Origin of the sequence: Rhizobium sp. GCM10022189, from assembly GCF_042656325.1 — a bacterium.
GTDB lineage: Bacteria > Pseudomonadota > Alphaproteobacteria > Rhizobiales > Rhizobiaceae > Rhizobium.
This window is the reverse complement of record NZ_JBHSOR010000047.1, coordinates 59,002-76,251: the sequence shown is the minus strand read 5'-3', so window position 1 is coordinate 76,251 and position 17,250 is coordinate 59,002. Positions and strand designations below refer to the sequence as shown.

The 17,250-nt window shown below is 60.9% G+C and carries 20 protein-coding genes and 1 riboswitch; of the genes, 7 read left to right on the top strand and 13 right to left on the bottom strand.

From position 1 onward, the window contains the following. Positions 1-3 precede the first annotated feature (3 nt). From ACFPWW_RS20430 to soxR, 6 genes are all read right to left on the bottom strand, one after another. Complete coding sequence (locus ACFPWW_RS20430) at positions 4-1,560, bottom strand: formate dehydrogenase beta subunit (RefSeq protein ID WP_377313080.1); 1,557 nt, start codon at positions 1,558-1,560, stop codon at positions 4-6. Beyond that, positions 1,557-2,036, bottom strand: a complete 480-nt coding sequence (locus tag ACFPWW_RS20425) for a formate dehydrogenase subunit gamma (RefSeq protein WP_112571848.1) — start codon at positions 2,034-2,036, stop codon at positions 1,557-1,559. The genes ACFPWW_RS20430 and ACFPWW_RS20425 overlap by 4 nt, the downstream gene beginning before the upstream one ends. Positions 2,037-2,173: 137 nt before the next feature. Next, positions 2,174-3,067, bottom strand: coding sequence for a LysR family transcriptional regulator (locus ACFPWW_RS20420; protein WP_112571850.1), 894 nt, complete (start codon positions 3,065-3,067; stop codon positions 2,174-2,176). A gap of 72 nt (positions 3,068-3,139) precedes the next feature. Further along, positions 3,140-3,481, bottom strand: a complete 342-nt coding sequence (locus tag ACFPWW_RS20415; RefSeq protein ID WP_112571852.1) for an ArsR/SmtB family transcription factor — start codon at positions 3,479-3,481, stop codon at positions 3,140-3,142. 101 nt (positions 3,482-3,582) lie between these two features. After that, positions 3,583-4,353 carry an SDR family NAD(P)-dependent oxidoreductase gene (locus ACFPWW_RS20410; protein ID WP_112757114.1) on the bottom strand — a complete coding sequence of 257 codons (771 nt, stop codon included), beginning with the start codon at positions 4,351-4,353 and terminating at the stop codon, positions 3,583-3,585. 87 nt (positions 4,354-4,440) lie between these two features. Next, positions 4,441-4,905, bottom strand: coding sequence for a redox-sensitive transcriptional activator SoxR (gene soxR, locus ACFPWW_RS20405; protein ID WP_112756539.1), 465 nt, complete (start codon positions 4,903-4,905; stop codon positions 4,441-4,443). A gap of 80 nt (positions 4,906-4,985) precedes the next feature. Between soxR and ACFPWW_RS20400 the strand changes: the two genes are divergently transcribed. From ACFPWW_RS20400 to ACFPWW_RS20370, 7 genes are all read left to right on the top strand, one after another. After that, positions 4,986-5,561, top strand: coding sequence for an NADPH-dependent FMN reductase (locus ACFPWW_RS20400; RefSeq protein WP_112705797.1), 576 nt, complete (start codon positions 4,986-4,988; stop codon positions 5,559-5,561). A gap of 193 nt (positions 5,562-5,754) precedes the next feature. Then, positions 5,755-5,868, top strand: a riboswitch (TPP riboswitch). Further along, entirely contained in the window at positions 5,859-6,467 is a 609-nt protein-coding gene (locus ACFPWW_RS20395) for a YkoF family thiamine/hydroxymethylpyrimidine-binding protein (RefSeq protein ID WP_112571860.1), read from the top strand. It overlaps the preceding riboswitch by 10 nt. Before the next feature lie 14 nt (positions 6,468-6,481). After that, on the top strand, positions 6,482-7,273 hold the full coding sequence (locus ACFPWW_RS20390; RefSeq protein WP_377313079.1) for an ABC transporter permease: 792 nt from the start codon (positions 6,482-6,484) through the stop codon (positions 7,271-7,273). Then, the gene (locus tag ACFPWW_RS20385; protein ID WP_112571864.1) at positions 7,270-8,025 is read left to right on the top strand and encodes an ABC transporter ATP-binding protein; all 756 of its coding nucleotides are present in this window, start codon (positions 7,270-7,272) and stop codon (positions 8,023-8,025) included. Before ACFPWW_RS20390 ends, ACFPWW_RS20385 begins: the two co-directional genes overlap by 4 nt. 10 nt (positions 8,026-8,035) lie before the next feature. After that, positions 8,036-9,040 carry an ABC transporter substrate-binding protein gene (locus ACFPWW_RS20380; protein ID WP_377313078.1) on the top strand — a complete coding sequence of 335 codons (1,005 nt, stop codon included), beginning with the start codon at positions 8,036-8,038 and terminating at the stop codon, positions 9,038-9,040. A gap of 64 nt (positions 9,041-9,104) precedes the next feature. Next, positions 9,105-10,295 carry an acyltransferase family protein gene (locus tag ACFPWW_RS20375; RefSeq protein WP_377313077.1) on the top strand — a complete coding sequence of 397 codons (1,191 nt, stop codon included), beginning with the start codon at positions 9,105-9,107 and terminating at the stop codon, positions 10,293-10,295. Between the two features lie 182 nt (positions 10,296-10,477). Next, positions 10,478-11,215: a sugar transferase gene (locus tag ACFPWW_RS20370; protein WP_112756529.1), complete on the top strand. Its 738-nt coding sequence runs from the start codon at positions 10,478-10,480 to the stop codon at positions 11,213-11,215. A gap of 260 nt (positions 11,216-11,475) precedes the next feature. Here ACFPWW_RS20370 and ACFPWW_RS20365 read toward each other — a convergent pair whose 3' ends face one another. The 7 genes from ACFPWW_RS20365 to ACFPWW_RS20335 form a co-directional block, all read right to left on the bottom strand. Further along, entirely contained in the window at positions 11,476-11,883 is a 408-nt protein-coding gene (locus tag ACFPWW_RS20365) for a F0F1 ATP synthase subunit epsilon (protein ID WP_112571872.1), read from the bottom strand. After that, positions 11,883-12,122 (bottom strand): hypothetical protein, encoded by a 240-nt coding sequence (locus ACFPWW_RS20360; protein ID WP_112705790.1) that lies wholly within the window; start codon positions 12,120-12,122, stop codon positions 11,883-11,885. Before ACFPWW_RS20360 ends, ACFPWW_RS20365 begins: the two co-directional genes overlap by 1 nt. Next, positions 12,122-13,549: a F0F1 ATP synthase subunit beta gene (atpD, locus tag ACFPWW_RS20355; protein ID WP_112571876.1), complete on the bottom strand. Its 1,428-nt coding sequence runs from the start codon at positions 13,547-13,549 to the stop codon at positions 12,122-12,124. The genes ACFPWW_RS20360 and atpD overlap by 1 nt, the downstream gene beginning before the upstream one ends. Positions 13,550-13,572: 23 nt before the next feature. After that, a complete protein-coding gene (locus tag ACFPWW_RS20350; RefSeq protein WP_112571878.1) occupies positions 13,573-14,457 on the bottom strand; it encodes a F0F1 ATP synthase subunit gamma in 885 nt (294 codons plus the stop codon). A gap of 28 nt (positions 14,458-14,485) precedes the next feature. Then, positions 14,486-16,015, bottom strand: coding sequence for a F0F1 ATP synthase subunit alpha (atpA, locus tag ACFPWW_RS20345; RefSeq protein ID WP_112705789.1), 1,530 nt, complete (start codon positions 16,013-16,015; stop codon positions 14,486-14,488). Further along, a complete protein-coding gene (locus ACFPWW_RS20340; protein WP_113500645.1) occupies positions 16,015-16,581 on the bottom strand; it encodes a F0F1 ATP synthase subunit delta in 567 nt (188 codons plus the stop codon). Before ACFPWW_RS20340 ends, atpA begins: the two co-directional genes overlap by 1 nt. Positions 16,582-16,836: 255 nt before the next feature. Beyond that, the gene (locus tag ACFPWW_RS20335) at positions 16,837-17,226 is read right to left on the bottom strand and encodes a DUF4345 domain-containing protein (RefSeq protein WP_112756527.1); all 390 of its coding nucleotides are present in this window, start codon (positions 17,224-17,226) and stop codon (positions 16,837-16,839) included. Positions 17,227-17,250: the final 24 nt, after the last annotated feature.

Below are 17,250 nucleotides of genomic sequence, written 5' to 3'. Positions count from 1 at the left end.
GATCTATTCCGCCGCTTCGATGAGAGGGACCGGGGCAAAATCCTCGGGGAAGTGCGTCATCGCGCTCATGACGGGATAGGGCGTGAAACCGCCGAGCGCGCAGAGCGAGCCGAATTTCATCGTATTGCAGAGATCGGCCAGCAGCTCGCGGTTCTTTTCCGGTTCGATGCCCTGAGCGATCTTGTCCGCCGTTTCGACGCCGCGCGTCGAGCCGATGCGACAGGGCGTGCACTTGCCGCAGCTTTCCACCGCGCAGAATTCCATGGCGAACCGCGCCTGCTTGAGCATATCTGCCGTATCGTCGAAGACGACGAGGCCGGCATGGCCGATCAGCCCGTCCCTGGCGGCAAAGGCCTCGTAGTCGAACGGCGTATCGAAGAGCGACCGCGGAAAATAGGCGCCGAGCGGCCCGCCCACCTGTACCGCCTTCACCGGCCGGCCTGACGCCGTGCCGCCGCCGATCTTCTCGACGATATCGCCGAGCGACAGGCCGAAGGCGGTTTCATAAAGGCCGCCATATTTCACGTTGCCGGCGATCTGCAGCGGGATGGTGCCGCGTGACCGGCCCATGCCGAAATCACGATAGAAGGCCGCCCCCCTCTCCATGATCACAGGCACCGAGGCGAGCGAGATGACGTTGTTGATGACCGTCGGACAGTTAAACAGGCCCTTGTGCGCCGGCAGCGGCGGCTTGGCGCGCACGATGCCCCGCTTGCCTTCGAGGCTGTTGAGCAGCGCGGTTTCCTCGCCGCAGACGTAAGCGCCGGCACCGGTGCGGATTTCCATGTCGAATGCCTTGCCGGAACCGAGCACCGAACTGCCGAGGATGCCGGCCTTGCGGGCAATCTCCACCGCCTCCGTCATCGTGGCGATGGCGTGCGGATATTCCGAACGCGTGTAGACGAAGCCTTTCGTGGCACCTGTCGCAAGCCCGGCAATCGCCATGCCTTCGATGAGCACGAAAGGATCGCCTTCCATGATCATCCGATCGGCAAAGGTGCCGCTGTCGCCCTCATCTGCATTGCAGACGATATATTTGCGCGACCCGGCCGCATCGAGCACCGTCTTCCACTTGATGCCGGTCGGAAAGCCCGCCCCGCCGCGGCCGCGAAGGCCGGAATCGGTCACTTCCCTGACGATATCGGCAGCCTGCATCGCCACTGCGCGGCGAAGGCCCGCAAGCCCGCCATGGGCTTCGTAATCCGCAAGCGAAAGCGGATCGGTAATGCCGCAACGGGAAAAGGTGAGGCGGGTCTGGCCCTTCAGGAATGGGAGGTTCTCGACCTCCCCAAGACAGAGCCCATGCGCCCTGCCATCCATCAATCCCGCGTCGAAGAGGCCTGCGACATCCCTCGCCCCGACCGGCCCGTAGCCGATCCGTTTGCCGGAAACCTCGACCTCGACCAGCGGTTCGAGCCAGAGCATTCCGCGCGAGCCGTTGCGCACGACGACCGCATCGAGGCCGCGGGCGGCGATCTCCTGGTTAATCGCCTTTGCCACCTTCTCGGCCCCGAGCGAGAGCGCTGCGGCATCGCGCGGAATATAGATTCTTACGGTCATCGGCGCGCCTCCTCGACGAGTTCGGCCGCAAGCGCGTCATCGACCCGGCCATGCACTTCGCCGTCGAACATGGCGGCCGGCGCACAGGCGCAGAGACCGAGACAATAGACCGGCTCCAGCGTCACGCTGCCGTCCAGTGTCGTCTGATGAAAATCGATGCCGAGCAGGCTCTTGATACGCTCGGCCAGCGCGTCGCCGCCCATCGACTGGCAGGCTTCGGCGCGACAGAGCTTCAGCACGTGCCGACCGGCGGGGTGATCGCGATAATCGTGGTAGAAGGTCACGACGCCGTGGACCTCGGCGCGGGAAAGATTGAGTTCGTCGGCGATGACCGGCAGGGCTTCCTGCGGCACGTAACCGAACTCGTCCTGAACCTCATGCAGAATGGGGAGCAACGGGCCTTCGAGGGATCGAAGATCGGCAACGATCGAGCGCACGCGCCCGGCAATATCGCCCTCGGCGATACGTATGTTCATCAGCAGCCCTCCCTCGGCTTGCGAATTCCGCGAAATGCGCAAAAACCTCCCCATGTCCTTGCGATTTCTAGGGAACTGTCTCAGGGAAGCGGGCCGCGATCAATAAAGCAGTTTCGTTGCTTGATAGTTTTTTTCTATCAAAGTTCCGCATCTTCCACGAGTGTTCTTGCCTCATGCAACAAAGCAGAAACAAGGGGCGTGAACGGTTCCCGGTAGGGGGCGACAAGGCCCACAAGATGGTGCGCCTCCGGCTCGACGATCGGGATCATTCGGATCTCCACAGGAAAACCGAATGATTTCGCTACGTTACGCGGCATGATGCTCGCCCAGCGCCCGGTCCGAACGTGTGAAAACAGCACGATCATCGAGTTTGATTCGAGCGTCGGATGCACCGTCGCGCCCGCCTCGGTCAAATGTCGGTTGATGATACGGCGGTTCTGCATGTCGGCCGTCAATAGACAAAGTCGAAGATCGCCGACTTCACGCCATGTCACACTCTCGCGATCCGAGAGCGGGCTGCCGGCGGCAGTGATGAGATTGTAACGCTCCGCGTAGAGCGGCACCGAGGTGACACGCCCGAGCGGCTCGTTTTCCAGATAGGTGACGCCGGCATCGATCTCGAGATTTTCGAGCATTCCCAGCACCTGCAGCGAATTGCGCGAGACGATGGAGAAGGTGACGTCGGGGTGTCGCTCCTGAAAGGGCGTCGTGATTCGCGACAGCATGGCGAGCGCGGTCGGAATGGAAGCCAGCCGCAGATGGCCGGAGAGACCTTTGCGGGCGGCGCGCATTTCCTCGCGCATCGTGCGTGTGTCGCCGACGATGCGCCGCGCCCATTCGAGGACGCGCTGCCCTTCCGGCGTCAATCCCTGAAAACGGGAGCCGCGCTGCACCAGCATGACGCCGAGCTGGTCCTCGAGCTGGCGAATGGCGGCAGACAGCGTGGGTTGGGAAACACCGCATTCCTCCGCCGCACGACCGAAATGTTTCTCGTTGGCGAGTGCGATGAAGAATTCCAGCTTGTCGATCATCCGGCCCCCCTGCCGAATTCGGGATGAGGCCTATCTTCGCGGCATGCCGGCCGCTTCGCAAGAGCTGCAGCCTCAGCCCTTCTCGGCAACCGGGAAGAGACTGAAAAGTGATTCGAGGAAAGCCAGAACGCTTTCATTGCCCATGCTGTAATAGACGAGCCGGCCGTCGCGCCGCGTGTTGACGAGGCCTTCGAGCCGCAGCCGGGCAAGCTGCTGCGACACCATAGCCTGCTGTATACCAAGAATATCCTCGATCTCGCCCACCGTCTTTTCGCCTTCCGAAAGGATACAGAGGATGAGCAACCGGGTCTGATGGGCTAGCGCCTTCAGGAGATCACTCGCCTCGTGGGCTTTGTCAGCAAGCTTCTGCAAGTCCTGGCCGGTCATGCCCGGCTTCGGTTTAGGCAATGGCATCTGCTTCTCGGAAGGAGGTAATAAGGTAGATCAGTACAATATCATATTCGCAGAAGCGAATTGGTCAAATGTCGCGAAATACCAAAAAAAGTCCAACCAAATCAGCAGATAAGCTGGCCGCCATTGATCTCGAGAACCTGGCCTGTGATGTAGCCGGAGAGCGAAGGCGCCGCCAGGAAGAGATAGGCTGGGGCGCAATCTTCCGATGTTCCGAGCCGCTGCAGCGGGATCGACTTGCGTGTCTGCTCCAGTTTTTCGCGAGATGAATAGCGTGCATGGAAATCAGTATCGATCGTGCCCGGCGACACGCAATTGACCCGGATACCGTCAGGCGCGAGTTCGCGGGCGAGCGCCTTGGAATAGGTCGCAACGAAGGCTTTCGATGCGGAATAGATCGCCGAACCCGGACTGCCGCCCGTCAGCGCCGATATCGAGACCGTGTTGACGATGGCTGCACCCTGCGCTGCCCGAAGAGCAGGAAGCAGTGCGCGTGTAAGTTCCACCACCGACGTCTGGTTGAGGCGCACGACAGTGTCATAGTCGGCATCGGTCAGCTCGCCGGCGGGAAAACGTCCATGCATCGTACCGGCATTGTTGACCAGAACATGGATTTTGTCGAAGAAATCGAGCGCTTCCTGCGCAAACTTCGCAGCCCCGCCCGGATGCAGGAAATCGGCCGGCAGCAGCAGCGCCCGGCGCTCCGATTCGGCCGTCAGAAGAAAATCCGGCAGTTCGCGTTCCCCCTTGCGCCCGGTATGCACAAGCACGCGCGCTCCGCAATCCAGAAACTGCCGGGCAACTTCAAGGCCGATGCCCCGCCCGGCACCCGTCACGACGACATTGCGGTTTTCGAACAGTTTGGGATGAAACACGAAGCTCTCCTCTTGGCGGGCTGGCCCCGCCGCTTGCGCTATCAGGCCTAACATATGCGGCCACCGGCCAAAAGAAAGCCCGCAGGCCTACGCATCCGGATCGAGAAGCCGCGCACCGGTGCCCTGACTGCCGAGCACGTCGAAGGGATTGCGCAGCGGACAGGCATCAATGGAGAGACAGCCGCAGCCGATACAGCTCGTCAGATGGTCGCGCAGCAGGCTGAGCCGCCTGATGCGGGCATCGAGATCATCCTTCCAGAGCGCAGACAGCCTCTGCCAATCCTCCACTGTCGGTGTGCGGCCTTGCGGCAGGGTCTCGAAGGCGGTCTGGATTTCAGCAAGAGGGATGCCGACGCGTTGCGCCACCTTGATGATGCCGAGACGCCGCAGCACGTCGCGACCATAGCGGCGCTGATTGCCACGGGTGCGAATGCTGGAGATCAGTCCTTTCGCCTCGTAGAAATGCAGGGCGGAAACCGCAAGTCCGCTGCGTTCTGCCACCTCCCCCACCGTCAGAAGCCTGCTCAGAGAGAATGTCGGGTTCTGCTGCATGGCCTATTGACCTCAATATTGGTTGAGGTTTTATAGACTGCGCTCCCGAGGCCGTAAAGCCGACAAAGAAGGAGCAATGCATGCAGAAAGCCATGAGGCTTGCCGTCATCTACGGCAGCACGCGCGACGGGCGCATCTGCGACAGGGTCGTAAAATGGCTGGCAAGAGAGCTTGTCGGCTTCCCGCAATTCGAAATCGACATCATCGACCCGCTGGCATTTTCGCTGCCGCGGGAACATGCGCCGCATCATCCCGAGGCAAGACGGCTTGCCGACAGGCTCCATCAGGCCGATGGCTTCATTCTCGTCACGCCGGAATATAATCACAGCTTCACCGCTTCCCTGAAATTCCTCATCGACCTCTTTGCCGAGCCCTGGCACGGCAAGCCGGTCGCCTTCGTTTCCTATGGCGGCGTATCCGGCGGATTGCGGGCGGTCGAGCAGCTGCGCCTCGTCTTTGCGGAGCTTCACGCCGTCACGATCTGCGATGCGGTGAGCTTCAGCTCCCCTTGGCGTCGTTTCGACGATGAAGGCCGGCTGCACGATCCCCAGGATGCGCTGCGCCGGCTTTCGCGAATGACAGCCCAGCTGCAATGGTGGACCGAAGCACTGATTGCCGCGCGCAGCGACAGCCCCTATGCCGGCGCAGCCGCCTGAGACAGCGACATCCGGTTCCGTTTCTGGCAGGTACGAAACCGGCTGGACACCCGGACAGGACCTTTGTCCGGGTGTTTCCTCCTTTCCCGACAGATGGCGGATGCGCCCGGCCTGCCATCCTCGGCCTGCCGACCGTGTAGCCGGATAGCAATTTTGCGGTTGCGGTATCGCCGAGCCGGTGCTAGCTTCCGCCACAATTTCACGGGGGAGCTCCATATTGCTGGGGCTGAGATGTGAGGCGCATGCCTCCGGACCCTTCAAAGCTGATCTGGGTAATGCCAGCGGAGCGAGGTCCAAATGTTTTCCGGCGCGCAAGTGTCCCTGTATCCGATGTCCGGCAATTTCGTCGGCATCATCCTTGATGCGATCAAGGCACTCGAGCCCTATCGCGACCGGCTCCGCATCGAAACCGACGATATTTCCACGCTGATGGTCGGCCCGCCCGACGTACTGTTTGCCGCCATGCGCGACCTCTTTGTTGCGGCCTCGGCAAGCGGCGAACATTGCGTTTTATCCGCTGCCGTCTCGCGCGGCTGCCCCGGCGAGCCGGATGACGCCATCTGCGGCACCGGCCTGGCCACGAGCCGCTCCGAACCATTGGCCGAGCGTCTGGAGGCGGCGATGGCAGCGGTCAGGGAAACGCCAAGGACCGGCCAGCCGACCGCCGCCCAGTTTTCTCTCTATGTCATGGGAACCGGCACCCATATGGACGAGATCTATGGCTGCATCGATTTTCTGAAGCGCTCCGGCACTTTCGACCGATCCAAGAATTTCTGTACCAAACTGCGCGGCGATGCCGGTGCGATCTTCGCGACCATCCATGAAGCCTTCTACCGCTTCGGCGATCCCGAGGGCCATGTGACGCTGGATATTACGGTCTCGGCAAACAGCCCGAGCAAAGCCTGAGACGCCTGACGGCAATGACCTTATCGAAACCGGATTCGACATTTGCACCACTGCGGCGGGCCCTGCCAGCCATTCTTGCCGTATGCGCCTTCCTGGCCGTCTGGGAGTTCTATGTCGATCTCTCTGGCATCAAGCCCTCCATCCTGCCCTCGCCTTCGCGCATCCTCACACAAGGCTGGCTGAACAGGCAGGCGCTGCTCGACAATACCTGGCCCACGCTTGGCGCGACGCTCGGCGGTTTCGCCCTGTCGCTGCTCTTTGCCTTCGCCTCCTCGGTGCTGATGGATTTCATACCCTTCATGCGCCGCGCGCTGCTGCCGCTCTTCATCGTCAGTCAGACATTGCCGCTGGTCGCAATCGCCCCCCTGGTCGTGCTCTGGTTCGGTTTCGGGCTGTTGCCGAAGCTTCTGCTCGTCGCCCTCGTCACCTTCTTTCCGCTGCTTGTCGCCCTGCTGCAGGGCTATGAAGCGACGGATCGGGATATTGCCGAGCTTCTGAGTTCCATGAAGGCAAGCCGCTGGCGTATCTTCTGCCTGGCAAGGCTTCCCTCCGCCATGCCGTTCTTCTTTGCCGGCCTGCGCATAGCGATCACCTATGCCGTGGTCGGTGCAATCTTTGCCGAATATGCAGGCGCCGCACGCGGCCTCGGGATCTACATCCTCAATGCCAAGAACAATTTCCGGCCGGACCTCGTGCTTGCCGCCGTCGTCGTCAGCGCCCTCCTGACCCTGGGCCTCTTCGCTCTCACGCTGGCGGTGCAGCGCCTGGTCATGCCCTGGCAATCTCCTGCGGAGAAACGCCGATGAGCGGGATGCTTGAGCTGAAGAACGTCTCGAAATCCTTCGCCGGCATGGACGTGCTGAAGGATATTTCCCTTCATGTCGCCAGAGGCGAATTCGTCTCGATCGTCGGCCCCTCCGGCTCCGGCAAATCGACGATCCTTCGCCTTCTGACACAGGCGCTGCAGGCCGATGGCGGCGACATTTTCTTTGACGGCATGCCGCTTTCGCAAGCCGCACACGCCTTTGCCTTCATGCCGCAACGCGATGCGCTGATGCCGTGGCGAAGCGTCATCGACAATGCGATCCTCGGCCTCGAAGTGCACGGCATGCGCCGCAGCCAGGCGCGCTCCGTTGCCGCCCCTCTCTTCGAACGCTTCGGCCTTGCCGGTTTTGAAAATCACTATCCCGCCGCCCTTTCTGGCGGCATGCGCCAGCGTGCGGCCCTGCTGCGCACCGTAATTCAGCGGCAGGACATGCTGCTGCTCGATGAGCCCTTCGGGGCACTCGACGCGCTCACCCGCACCCAGATGCAGGAATGGCTGCAGGGCATGTGGACCGACCACCGCTGGACGGCCCTGCTGATCACCCATGATGTGCGGGAAGCGGTTTTCCTGTCCGATCGCATCTACGTGCTTTCCGCCCGTCCGTCGGCGGTGATCCGGGAATTCGACGTGCCGCTGAAAAGACCCCGCACGCTTGCCGATTTGGGCTCCCCGGCCGCCCAGGCGATCGAAACCGAAATTCTTCAAACATTGCTGCATCCGCAAAGAACCTGAGGAGGTCCCGATGCTTCTCACCCGCCGACAGACCCTTTTTGCCGCCATGGCTGCAAGCCTCGCCGCCCGCACTGCCTTCGCCCAATCCAGAGCCGCGGTTCGCATCGCACTCGACTGGACGCCGAACACCAATCACATCGGCATCTATGTCGCCAAGGCCAAGGGCTTCTACGAGGCGGCCGGCCTCGACGTCGAGATCCTGCCCTATGCCGATACGAGCGCGGGCACGCTTGTCGCCAACGGCGTAGCCGATTTCGGCATCTGCGGAGAGATTGAAGCCTTCACCCAACGCGCCGCCGGCGCGGATGTGAAGCTCGTTTATGCCGTCGTACAGACGGAAACCGGCAGGCTGATCTTCAAGGGCGGCCGCGACGATATCAAGAGCCCGAGGGATCTGGACGGAAAAACCTACGGCGGCTTCGGCGGCGCATGGGAGGAGGCCCTCGTCTCCGCAATGATCCGCAACGACGGGGGCAAGGGCGCATTCCAGAATGTCACGCTCGGCACCTCCGCCTATGAGGCACTCGATAATGGCGCAGTGGACTTCACGCTGGAAATCTATACCTGGGAGGGTATCGCCGCGCAGCTGGAGAACCGGCAGGTCGGCCGCTGGCGCTATAGCGACTACGGCATTCCCGACGAGCAGACGACGGCAATCGCATCCAGCGACGCCTATCTGTCGGCCAATCCGCAAAACGCCCGCGCCTTCATCCAGGCCACGCTCAAGGGTTACGCCTATTCGGTCGACAATCCGGACGAGGCCTGTGATCTCCTCATTGCCGGCAGCAACGGCGCGCTGCTGAACACCGATCTGGTCAAGGCATCGCAAAAGGCGCTGGTCGAGGGCCATTTCCTCAAGAGTACCGACGGCGCGATCGGCCTCATCGATCCGGCCAAGGCGGAAGCGATCGGAGCTTTCCTCTTCGACCACGGCATCCTGCTGGATGCCAATGGCGCGGCGCTGAAGGAAAAGCCCGACTTTTCCACCTATTACACCAACGATCTGCTTGGCTGAGATAATCCCGCTCTTGCCGGCGGCAGCTTTCCGCTGCAAAGTCCGGCCAGGAGCGAGGAGTGACATGCAGCAGCAGGACCGGGTGGCCGGAGCGGATTTCTTGCGTGCGGCCGCCTGCCTGCTGGTCCTCGTCCACCATCTTATTCTGCGCGTCGACCTCAACAGGACTGAAGGCTTGCAGCCGGTGCTGACCGCTCTGCGCTTCGGCAATTTCGGAGTCGCCATCTTCTTCATCCTCAGCGGTTTCCTGCTGGCCCTGCCGTTCTGGCGCAGCCTGGATGCTGGCCGCGCCATGCCTGGCCTGCGCACCTATGTCCTGCGACGCGCAGCCCGCATCGTGCCCGGTTACTGGGTGGCCTTGACGGCGGGCTTCGTCCTCAGCGTCACGCTGCTTGAGCACAGGCTGACGCCGGAACTCGTTCTGCGTTACGCCAGTGGCCTCTTCTTCATGAGCCAGTGGCACTGGCGCACCTTCTTTCCTGTCGAGGGCAACGGTCCGCTCTGGTCCATATGCTTTGAGGTCACGAGTTATGCGCTGCTGCCGCTTGGCTTCCTCTGGCTTTTCGCGATACCGCAAGACCGCCGTTCTGCGCTCGTCACGCGGCTTGCCTGGCTTGGCATCATTGCGGTGACGCTGCTTACCCACGAAACCTTCCGCATGCTCGTCCCGCCCAATGAGATTGAGCGCGGCTGGCAGTACGGCATGCAGGGTGGCGCGAAGGAGTGGATGCCGAACTACAATCCCTTCGGTTTCTTCGCCGTTTTTGCGCTGGGTGCCTTCGCGGCCGGCATCCAGATCATGCTGCCGCGCAAACGCCGGATCCGGTTCGACATCGCCGCACTCGCCTGCCTGGTCGCTGCCGGCCTCCAGCTGCCGCTATCGGCGGGCGGACCATGGGAAGCCTATGGATGGCTGGGCATCCCCTACGCCTTTCCGCTGTTCCCGGTTATGGTCGCCGCGGCGCTCGTGGCCCTGTCGCGCTCCGTGCTGCTTGCGACTGTGCTCGACAATGCCCTCATGCGCTTCACGGCAACCGTGTCATTCGGCATCTATATCTGGCAGGACATCGTTCTGACCTCGATGCAGACGATCTCGCCGGCCATATTCGGGATCGGTGAAGAAAAGCCTTTACGGGACTGGTTTATCGGCTGCACCTTTGCGACAGCGATCGTTTTTCTTCTCGCGAGCCTCAGTTATTTCGCTCTCGAGCGAGCGGCAATACGATGGGCCGCACGCATAACGCGCAAGAATTAGCCTTTACTCAATATAGTTAATTCCCAACCCATCAAAAATATCAGGGACATATTTTGAAATACTCCCAAATTTGGCTCGATTAAGGTTATGGAAACCTTAAAGAAGCGGGTGACAAACCGATCTTGCCCATGTATTTGTGCCAGCGCGACGCAATATGCGAGTATTTCCACGGACGTTGCTTAATGAACGTGTTTACTTCAAATAAGCTTCAAGACACGGCTTTCTTTACGAAAACAGTGAAGATGCCGGCTCTCGACGCAGCGAATTCCAATATTCGTCAGCCGGAGAGCTTTACCGCGCTGGAAGGCCGGAACAGGCTTCAGCTTGGCTTGAAGAGGGCTTTCGATATTTTCGGTGCGGCAAGCGCACTGATCATCCTGTTTCCTGTTTTTCTGACGATTGCGCTGCTCATCGTGATCGATGACGGCGGTCCGGTGTTTTTCCGGCAGGTTCGCTGGGGCCTGAAAGGTAGCAAGATCACGGTCTACAAGTTCCGCTCCATGCGGGCGGATCTCTGCGATCCCACCGGTGTCGAACAGACCGTCAGGGGCGATCGGCGCGTGACGCGGATCGGCTCCTTCCTGCGCAAGACCAACATTGATGAGCTGCCGCAGCTCCTCAATGTCCTCAAGGGCGATATGTCGCTCGTTGGCCCGCGCTGCCACGCCATCAACATGCGCGCGGCCGGCATGCTCTACGAGGAGCTGGTACCCGAATATCACTATCGTCACCTGATGCGGCCTGGCATTACCGGCCTTGCCCAGACGCGCGGCTGGCGTGGCCCGACAGAGCGTCCGACGGAGGCGCGCGCCCGCATTGCCAGCGATATCTATTACATCAGAAATTTCAGCCTCTGGCTGGATATCAAAATCCTGTTCGGCACGTTGCTGTCCGAACTGCGCGGCGGCACCGGCTTCTAAGAGCCCCTTCCAAAGAAACGCTCCGGATACAGGCGGTCAGAAGCCGCCTTTTGTTTCTGCGCTCTCCGCGTGGATTGCAGAACCTCCGCCGCAACGGAAAGCCTGCCTTAGCGCGGCAAACCTTCCGGGGTGCCGTTCCCACCTCGATGCCGTTGCGGATGCGGCCCGTGACGCATGCCTGCCCGCGGATATTCACGCCGCAAAAGAAAAGCGGCCCCGAAGGACCGCCTTGCACTCTGTCTTGTCGCTGGTTGCAGCGATCAATCCTGCTGGACGACACCACGCAGATGGGTCAGTTCCATGATGAAATGCTCAAGCCTGGACTTGTGCTCGTGATGCTCGGCATCCTCGAGTTCCTTCTTCGCGGCCTCGATGCGGCGCGTCAGCTCGTCCTTGTTGAGTTCTTCGACCGGAACAGCCGATTCTGCCAGCAGCGTGCAGCCGGTTGGCAGGATATCGGCGAAACCGCCGAACACGACGTAGTCCTGCTTGGAACCGGAGGCGGAACGAACGCTCACAATACCCGGCTTGACGGTCGTCATCGTCGGAGCATGGTTGGCCATGACCGTCATTTCGCCTTCGGTCGCGGGAATGACGACCTCAGTCACCATCTGCGACAGCAGCAGACGCTCCGGCGACACGAGCTCAAAGTTGAAATTGTCAGCCATCAGTGACTTACCTTCTCGGCTATGGCTTTTGCATCTTGCAGTTTGGTCCCGCAGAACGGGCAGTGCATTATCGCATGGTCGAGATAGCCGAGGCCTTCCTCGGTCTGAGCCAGCCCCACGACCATCATCATCACGCCGTTATCGGCACGGTAGAGGGTCGGCGCGGCCGGTTCAGGAAGCTCGGCCACGACACTCCGGAGAGTGTCGCAGCAGAAAATCTCGTCCAAAGCGTCGCTCATCAAGCAGCAGCGAGCTTCTTGGCCTTCTCGACAGCTTCTTCCATCGAGCCGACCATGTAGAAGGCAGCTTCCGGCAGGTGGTCGTACTCGCCGTTGACGAGGCCCTTGAAGCCCTTGATCGTGTCTTCGAGAGCAACCAGCTTGCCCGGCGAACCGGTGAAGACTTCGGCAACGAAGAACGGCTGCGACAGGAAGCGCTCGATCTTGCGGGCGCGGGCAACCGACAGCTTGTCCTCTTCGGACAGTTCGTCCATGCCGAGGATCGCGATGATGTCCTGCAGGGCCTTGTAGCGCTGCAGCGTCGACTGGACCTTACGAGCAACTTCGTAGTGCTCTTCGCCGACGACCATCGGGTCGAGCATGCGCGAGGTGGAGTCGAGCGGGTCAACGGCCGGGTAGATGCCCTTTTCAGCGATCGAACGCGACAGAACCGTCGTTGCGTCCAGGTGGGCGAACGAGGTTGCCGGTGCCGGGTCGGTCAAGTCGTCGGCCGGAACGTAAATGGCCTGGACCGAGGTGATCGAGCCCGTCGTGGTCGTGGTGATGCGTTCCTGCATCTGGCCCATGTCGGTGGCAAGCGTCGGCTGATAGCCCACGGCCGAAGGAATACGGCCGAGCAGAGCCGACACTTCCGAGCCAGCTTGCGTGAAGCGGAAGATATTGTCGACGAAGAACAGAACGTCCTGGCCCTGGTCGCGGAAGTGCTCGGCAACCGTCAGACCGGTCAGGGCGACACGAGCGCGCGCACCCGGCGGTTCGTTCATCTGGCCGTAAACCAGCGCAGCCTTGGAGCCTTCGCCGCCGCCATGCTTGTTGACGCCCGATTCGATCATTTCGTGGTAAAGGTCGTTGCCCTCGCGGGTACGTTCACCCACGCCTGCGAAGACCGAGTAACCACCGTGTGCCTTGGCGACGTTGTTGATCAGTTCCATGATGAGAACGGTCTTGCCGACGCCTGCGCCGCCGAACAGACCGATCTTGCCGCCCTTGGCGTAGGGAGCGAGAAGGTCGACGACCTTGATGCCAGTAACGAGGATCTGCGCTTCCGTGGACTGCTCGACGTAAGCCGGAGCATCCTGGTGGATGGCGCGCTTGTGAGCGGTGTTCAGCGGACCTGCTTCGTCGACCGGCTCGCCGATGACGTTCATGATACGGCCGAGCGTTTCGTCACCAACCGGAACCGAGATCGGCGCGCCGGTATCGGTGACCTGCTGGCCGCGAACGAGACCTTCGGTCGAGTCCATGGCGATCGTGCGGACTTCGTTTTCGCCCAGATGCTGAGCGACTTCGAGAACCAGACGGTTGCCGTTGTTGTCGGTTTCGAGCGCGTTCAAAATCGCCGGCAGTTCGCCTTCGAAAGCAACGTCGACGACGGCGCCGATAACCTGGGTGACTTTGCCGACAGAGCGGGTAGCTGCCTCAGCCATTTTCTTACCCTCTTTTCCCTAACTCAGAGCGCTTCCGCGCCCGAAATGATTTCAATCAGTTCCTTGGTGATCTGCGCCTGACGCTGACGGTTATAGCTCAGCGTCAGCTTGTTGATCATCTCACCAGCATTGCGCGTCGCATTGTCCATCGCGCTCATCTTGGCGCCCATTTCGCCCGCAACGTTCTCGAGGAGAGCGCGGAAGACCTGAACGGAGATGTTGCGCGGGATCAGCTCGTCGAGGATCGACGCCGGATCCGGCTCGTATTCGTAGACCGCGCCGGCGTGGTCTGCATCCTCGGCGCTGGCTTCCGGGGCCTTGGCCGGGATGAGCTGCTGCGCGGTCGGAACCTGGCTGATCACCGACTTGAATTCCGAGTAGAACAGCGTGCAGACGTCGAATTCGCCGGCCTCGAACATCTCGATGATACGCTTGCCGATCTGGTCGGCATTCTCGAACCCGATTTTCTTGACTTCGCGCAGTTCCTTACGCTCGACAATCATAGACGCGAATTCGCGGCGCAGGATGTCGTAGCCCTTCTTGCCGACGGTGAAGATCTTCACCGTCTTGCCTTCGGCCACCAGCTTGCGAACGTGGTCGCGTGCGAAGCGGGCGATCTGCGAGTTGAAGCCGCCGCACAGGCCGCGTTCGGCCGTGCAGACGACGAGCAGGTGAACCTGGTCCTTGCCCGTGCCGGTCATCAGGACCGGCGCGCCGTCCGCATCGGTGACGGCCTTGGCGATGTTCGCCAGGACCGCATTCATGCGCTGCGAGTAAGGCCGGGCGGCCTCGGCCGCCTCCTGGGCACGCCGAAGCTTCGCCGCGGCGACCATTTTCATCGCCTTGGTGATCTTCTGCGTCGCCTTGACGGAGGCGATCCGGTTTTTCAGATCCTTAAGTGAAGGCATCCGTTATCCGTCCTAACCTAAGGTCCGATTACTGGAAAGACTTGGCGAAGCTGTCGAGAGCAGCGGTGAGCTTGCCCTTCGTCGCGTCGCTGATAGCCTTTTCCGTGCGGATCGCATCGAGGATGGCGGAGCCTTCCGAACGCAGGTAGGACAACAGGCCCTGCTCGAACTTGCCGACCTGAGCAACCGGCAGCTTGTCGAGGTAGCCGTTGACGCCGGCGAAGATCACGGCGACCTGCTCTTCCGTCTTCAGCGGCGAGAACTGCGGCTGCTTCAGGAGTTCGGTCAGGCGCGCACCGCGGTTCAGCAGGCGCTGCGTCGCAGCGTCGAGATCCGAACCGAACTGGGCGAAGGCGGCCATTTCACGATACTGGGCGAGTTCGCCCTTGATCGAACCGGCAACCTGCTTCATTGCCTTGATCTGAGCCGAGGAACCGACGCGGGAAACCGACAGGCCGACGTTAACGGCCGGACGGATACCCTGGTAGAACAGGTCGGTTTCGAGGAAGATCTGACCGTCGGTGATCGAGATCACGTTGGTCGGAATGAAGGCCGAAACGTCGTTGCCCTGCGTTTCGATGACCGGCAGAGCGGTGAGCGAACCAGCACCCTTGTCGTCGTTCATCTTTGCAGCGCGCTCGAGGAGACGCGAATGCAGGTAGAAAACGTCGCCCGGATAAGCTTCGCGGCCCGGCGGGCGGCGCAGCAGCAGCGACATCTGGCGGTAAGCGACAGCCTGCTTGGACAGGTCGTCGTAACCGATCAGCGCGTGCTGGGCGTTGTCACGGAAGTATTCGCCCATTGCGCAGCCTGCGAACGGAGCGAGGAACTGCATCGGAGCCGGATCGGAAGCGGTCGCAGCAACGACGATCGAGTACTTCAGCGCACCGCGCTCTTCCAGAACCTTGACGAACTGGGCAACGGTGGAGCGCTTCTGGCCGACGGCGACGTAGACGCAGAACAGCTTGTCCTGATCCGGGCCGTTGTCATGGATCGGCTTCTGGTTCAGGAACGTATCGAGAATGATGGCGGTCTTGCCGGTCTGGCGGTCGCCGATGACGAGCTCGCGCTGGCCGCGGCCAACCGGAATGAGCGCGTCGATAGCCTTGAGGCCGGTCGACATCGGCTCATGAACCGACTTGCGCGGGATGATGCCAGGAGCCTTTACGTCGACGCGCGCACGGCGGGTCGCATTGATCGGGCCTTTGCCGTCAATCGGGTTGCCGAGAGCGTCGACAACGCGGCCGAGCAGTTCCGGACCGACCGGAACGTCGACGATCGCGCCGGTACGCTTTACGGTGTCGCCTTCCTTGATGTCGCGGTCGGAGCCGAAAATAACGACACCGACATTGTCGGACTCAAGGTTGAGCGCCATGCCGCGGATGCCGCCGGGAAACTCGACCATTTCACCAGCCTGAACATTGTCCAGGCCATAAACGCGAGCGATACCGTCACCAACGGAGAGAACCTGGCCGACTTCCGAGACTTCTGCCTCTTTGCCGAAGTTCTTGATCTGGTCTTTAAGAATTGCGGAAATTTCCGCAGCGCGGATATCCATCAGCCGACCTCTTTCAATGCAAGCTTAAGGGTAGAGAGTTTGGTACGAAGAGACGTATCAATCTGACGGGACCCGACCTTGACGATCAGACCACCAAGAATTGACGGATCAACCGTGACAGCAATTGCCACGTCTTTGCCGGTGACGCCCTTCAGCGCCGCCTTCAATTCATTTTCCTGCTCTGCAGAAAGAGCATGAGCCGAAGTGACTTCGGCAGAAATTTCGCCGCGATGGTTGGCAGCGATCAGCCGGAAGGCCTTGATCATGCCCGGCAGGGCAAACAGGCGGCGGTTACGCGCCACGACCTTCAGGAAATTGGCGAAGAAGCCCGAAATGCCAGCCTTTTCGCTGATCGCCACGATACCCTTGAGTTGGTCTTCCGCAGAGAAAACCGGGCTGAGGACAAAGCGCTTCAGGTCGTCGCTTTCATCCAGCATGGCCTGGAACCGGTCGAGATCGGCGGTAACGCTGTCGACGGCGCCCTCTTCGAGCGCCAGCTCGAAAAGCGACGAGGCATAGCGCTCTGCAACACCAGAAGTAAGCTGGGACGTGTCTGCCACGGGCACAAATTTCCCTGATTTCAATTCAAAATCGGACTTTCGGCGGGCGCCGAACCTATGACCTTGAATTCGTTTTGATTTCCCCCAGAAATCGCAAGAGAAGCCTCTTGCTTCTTCCGAAATTCGGGGTCCGTCTAACATAGGATGTTCGGACTCGCAACACGCGTAACGTCCGAATACGTGTTTCGCATGATTTTCTGTCAGCAAAATTACGGAAACACCAGAAAGCGGCCTGCGAAACGCTTTAATTTCAGCTCTGGATCAGCCTTGCAGGAAGCCGAACACATAGAGCAGCGGCAGCGCCGCGACGATCGCCTGCACAACCAGAAGTAAATAGTTGAGGAGCGTGCTCCCCTCATCAGACAGGATCGAAATAATGCGTGCAAAAGCAGCCATCGCGAAAGCTGCCCCGAGGGCCAAATAAGTCCAGTCTTGCGCGAGCATGATCGCGGCAATACCGAGACCGAGATAGAGGCCGCCCATGGAGCGGACTTCGCTGAAGCCTTCGCGCCGCTCGCCGCGTGGCGCCAGGCCGAGGGTCCGCATGGCGAGACCGGGCGCGAACATGATGACGAAGCCGGCGAGTGCGGTGAAGGCCGCCGCACCAAAGGCAAGCTGCTCGCCAAATTCCGTCGGAAAGTAGAACTCCATGCCTCGCCCCCGATTCATCGCCTG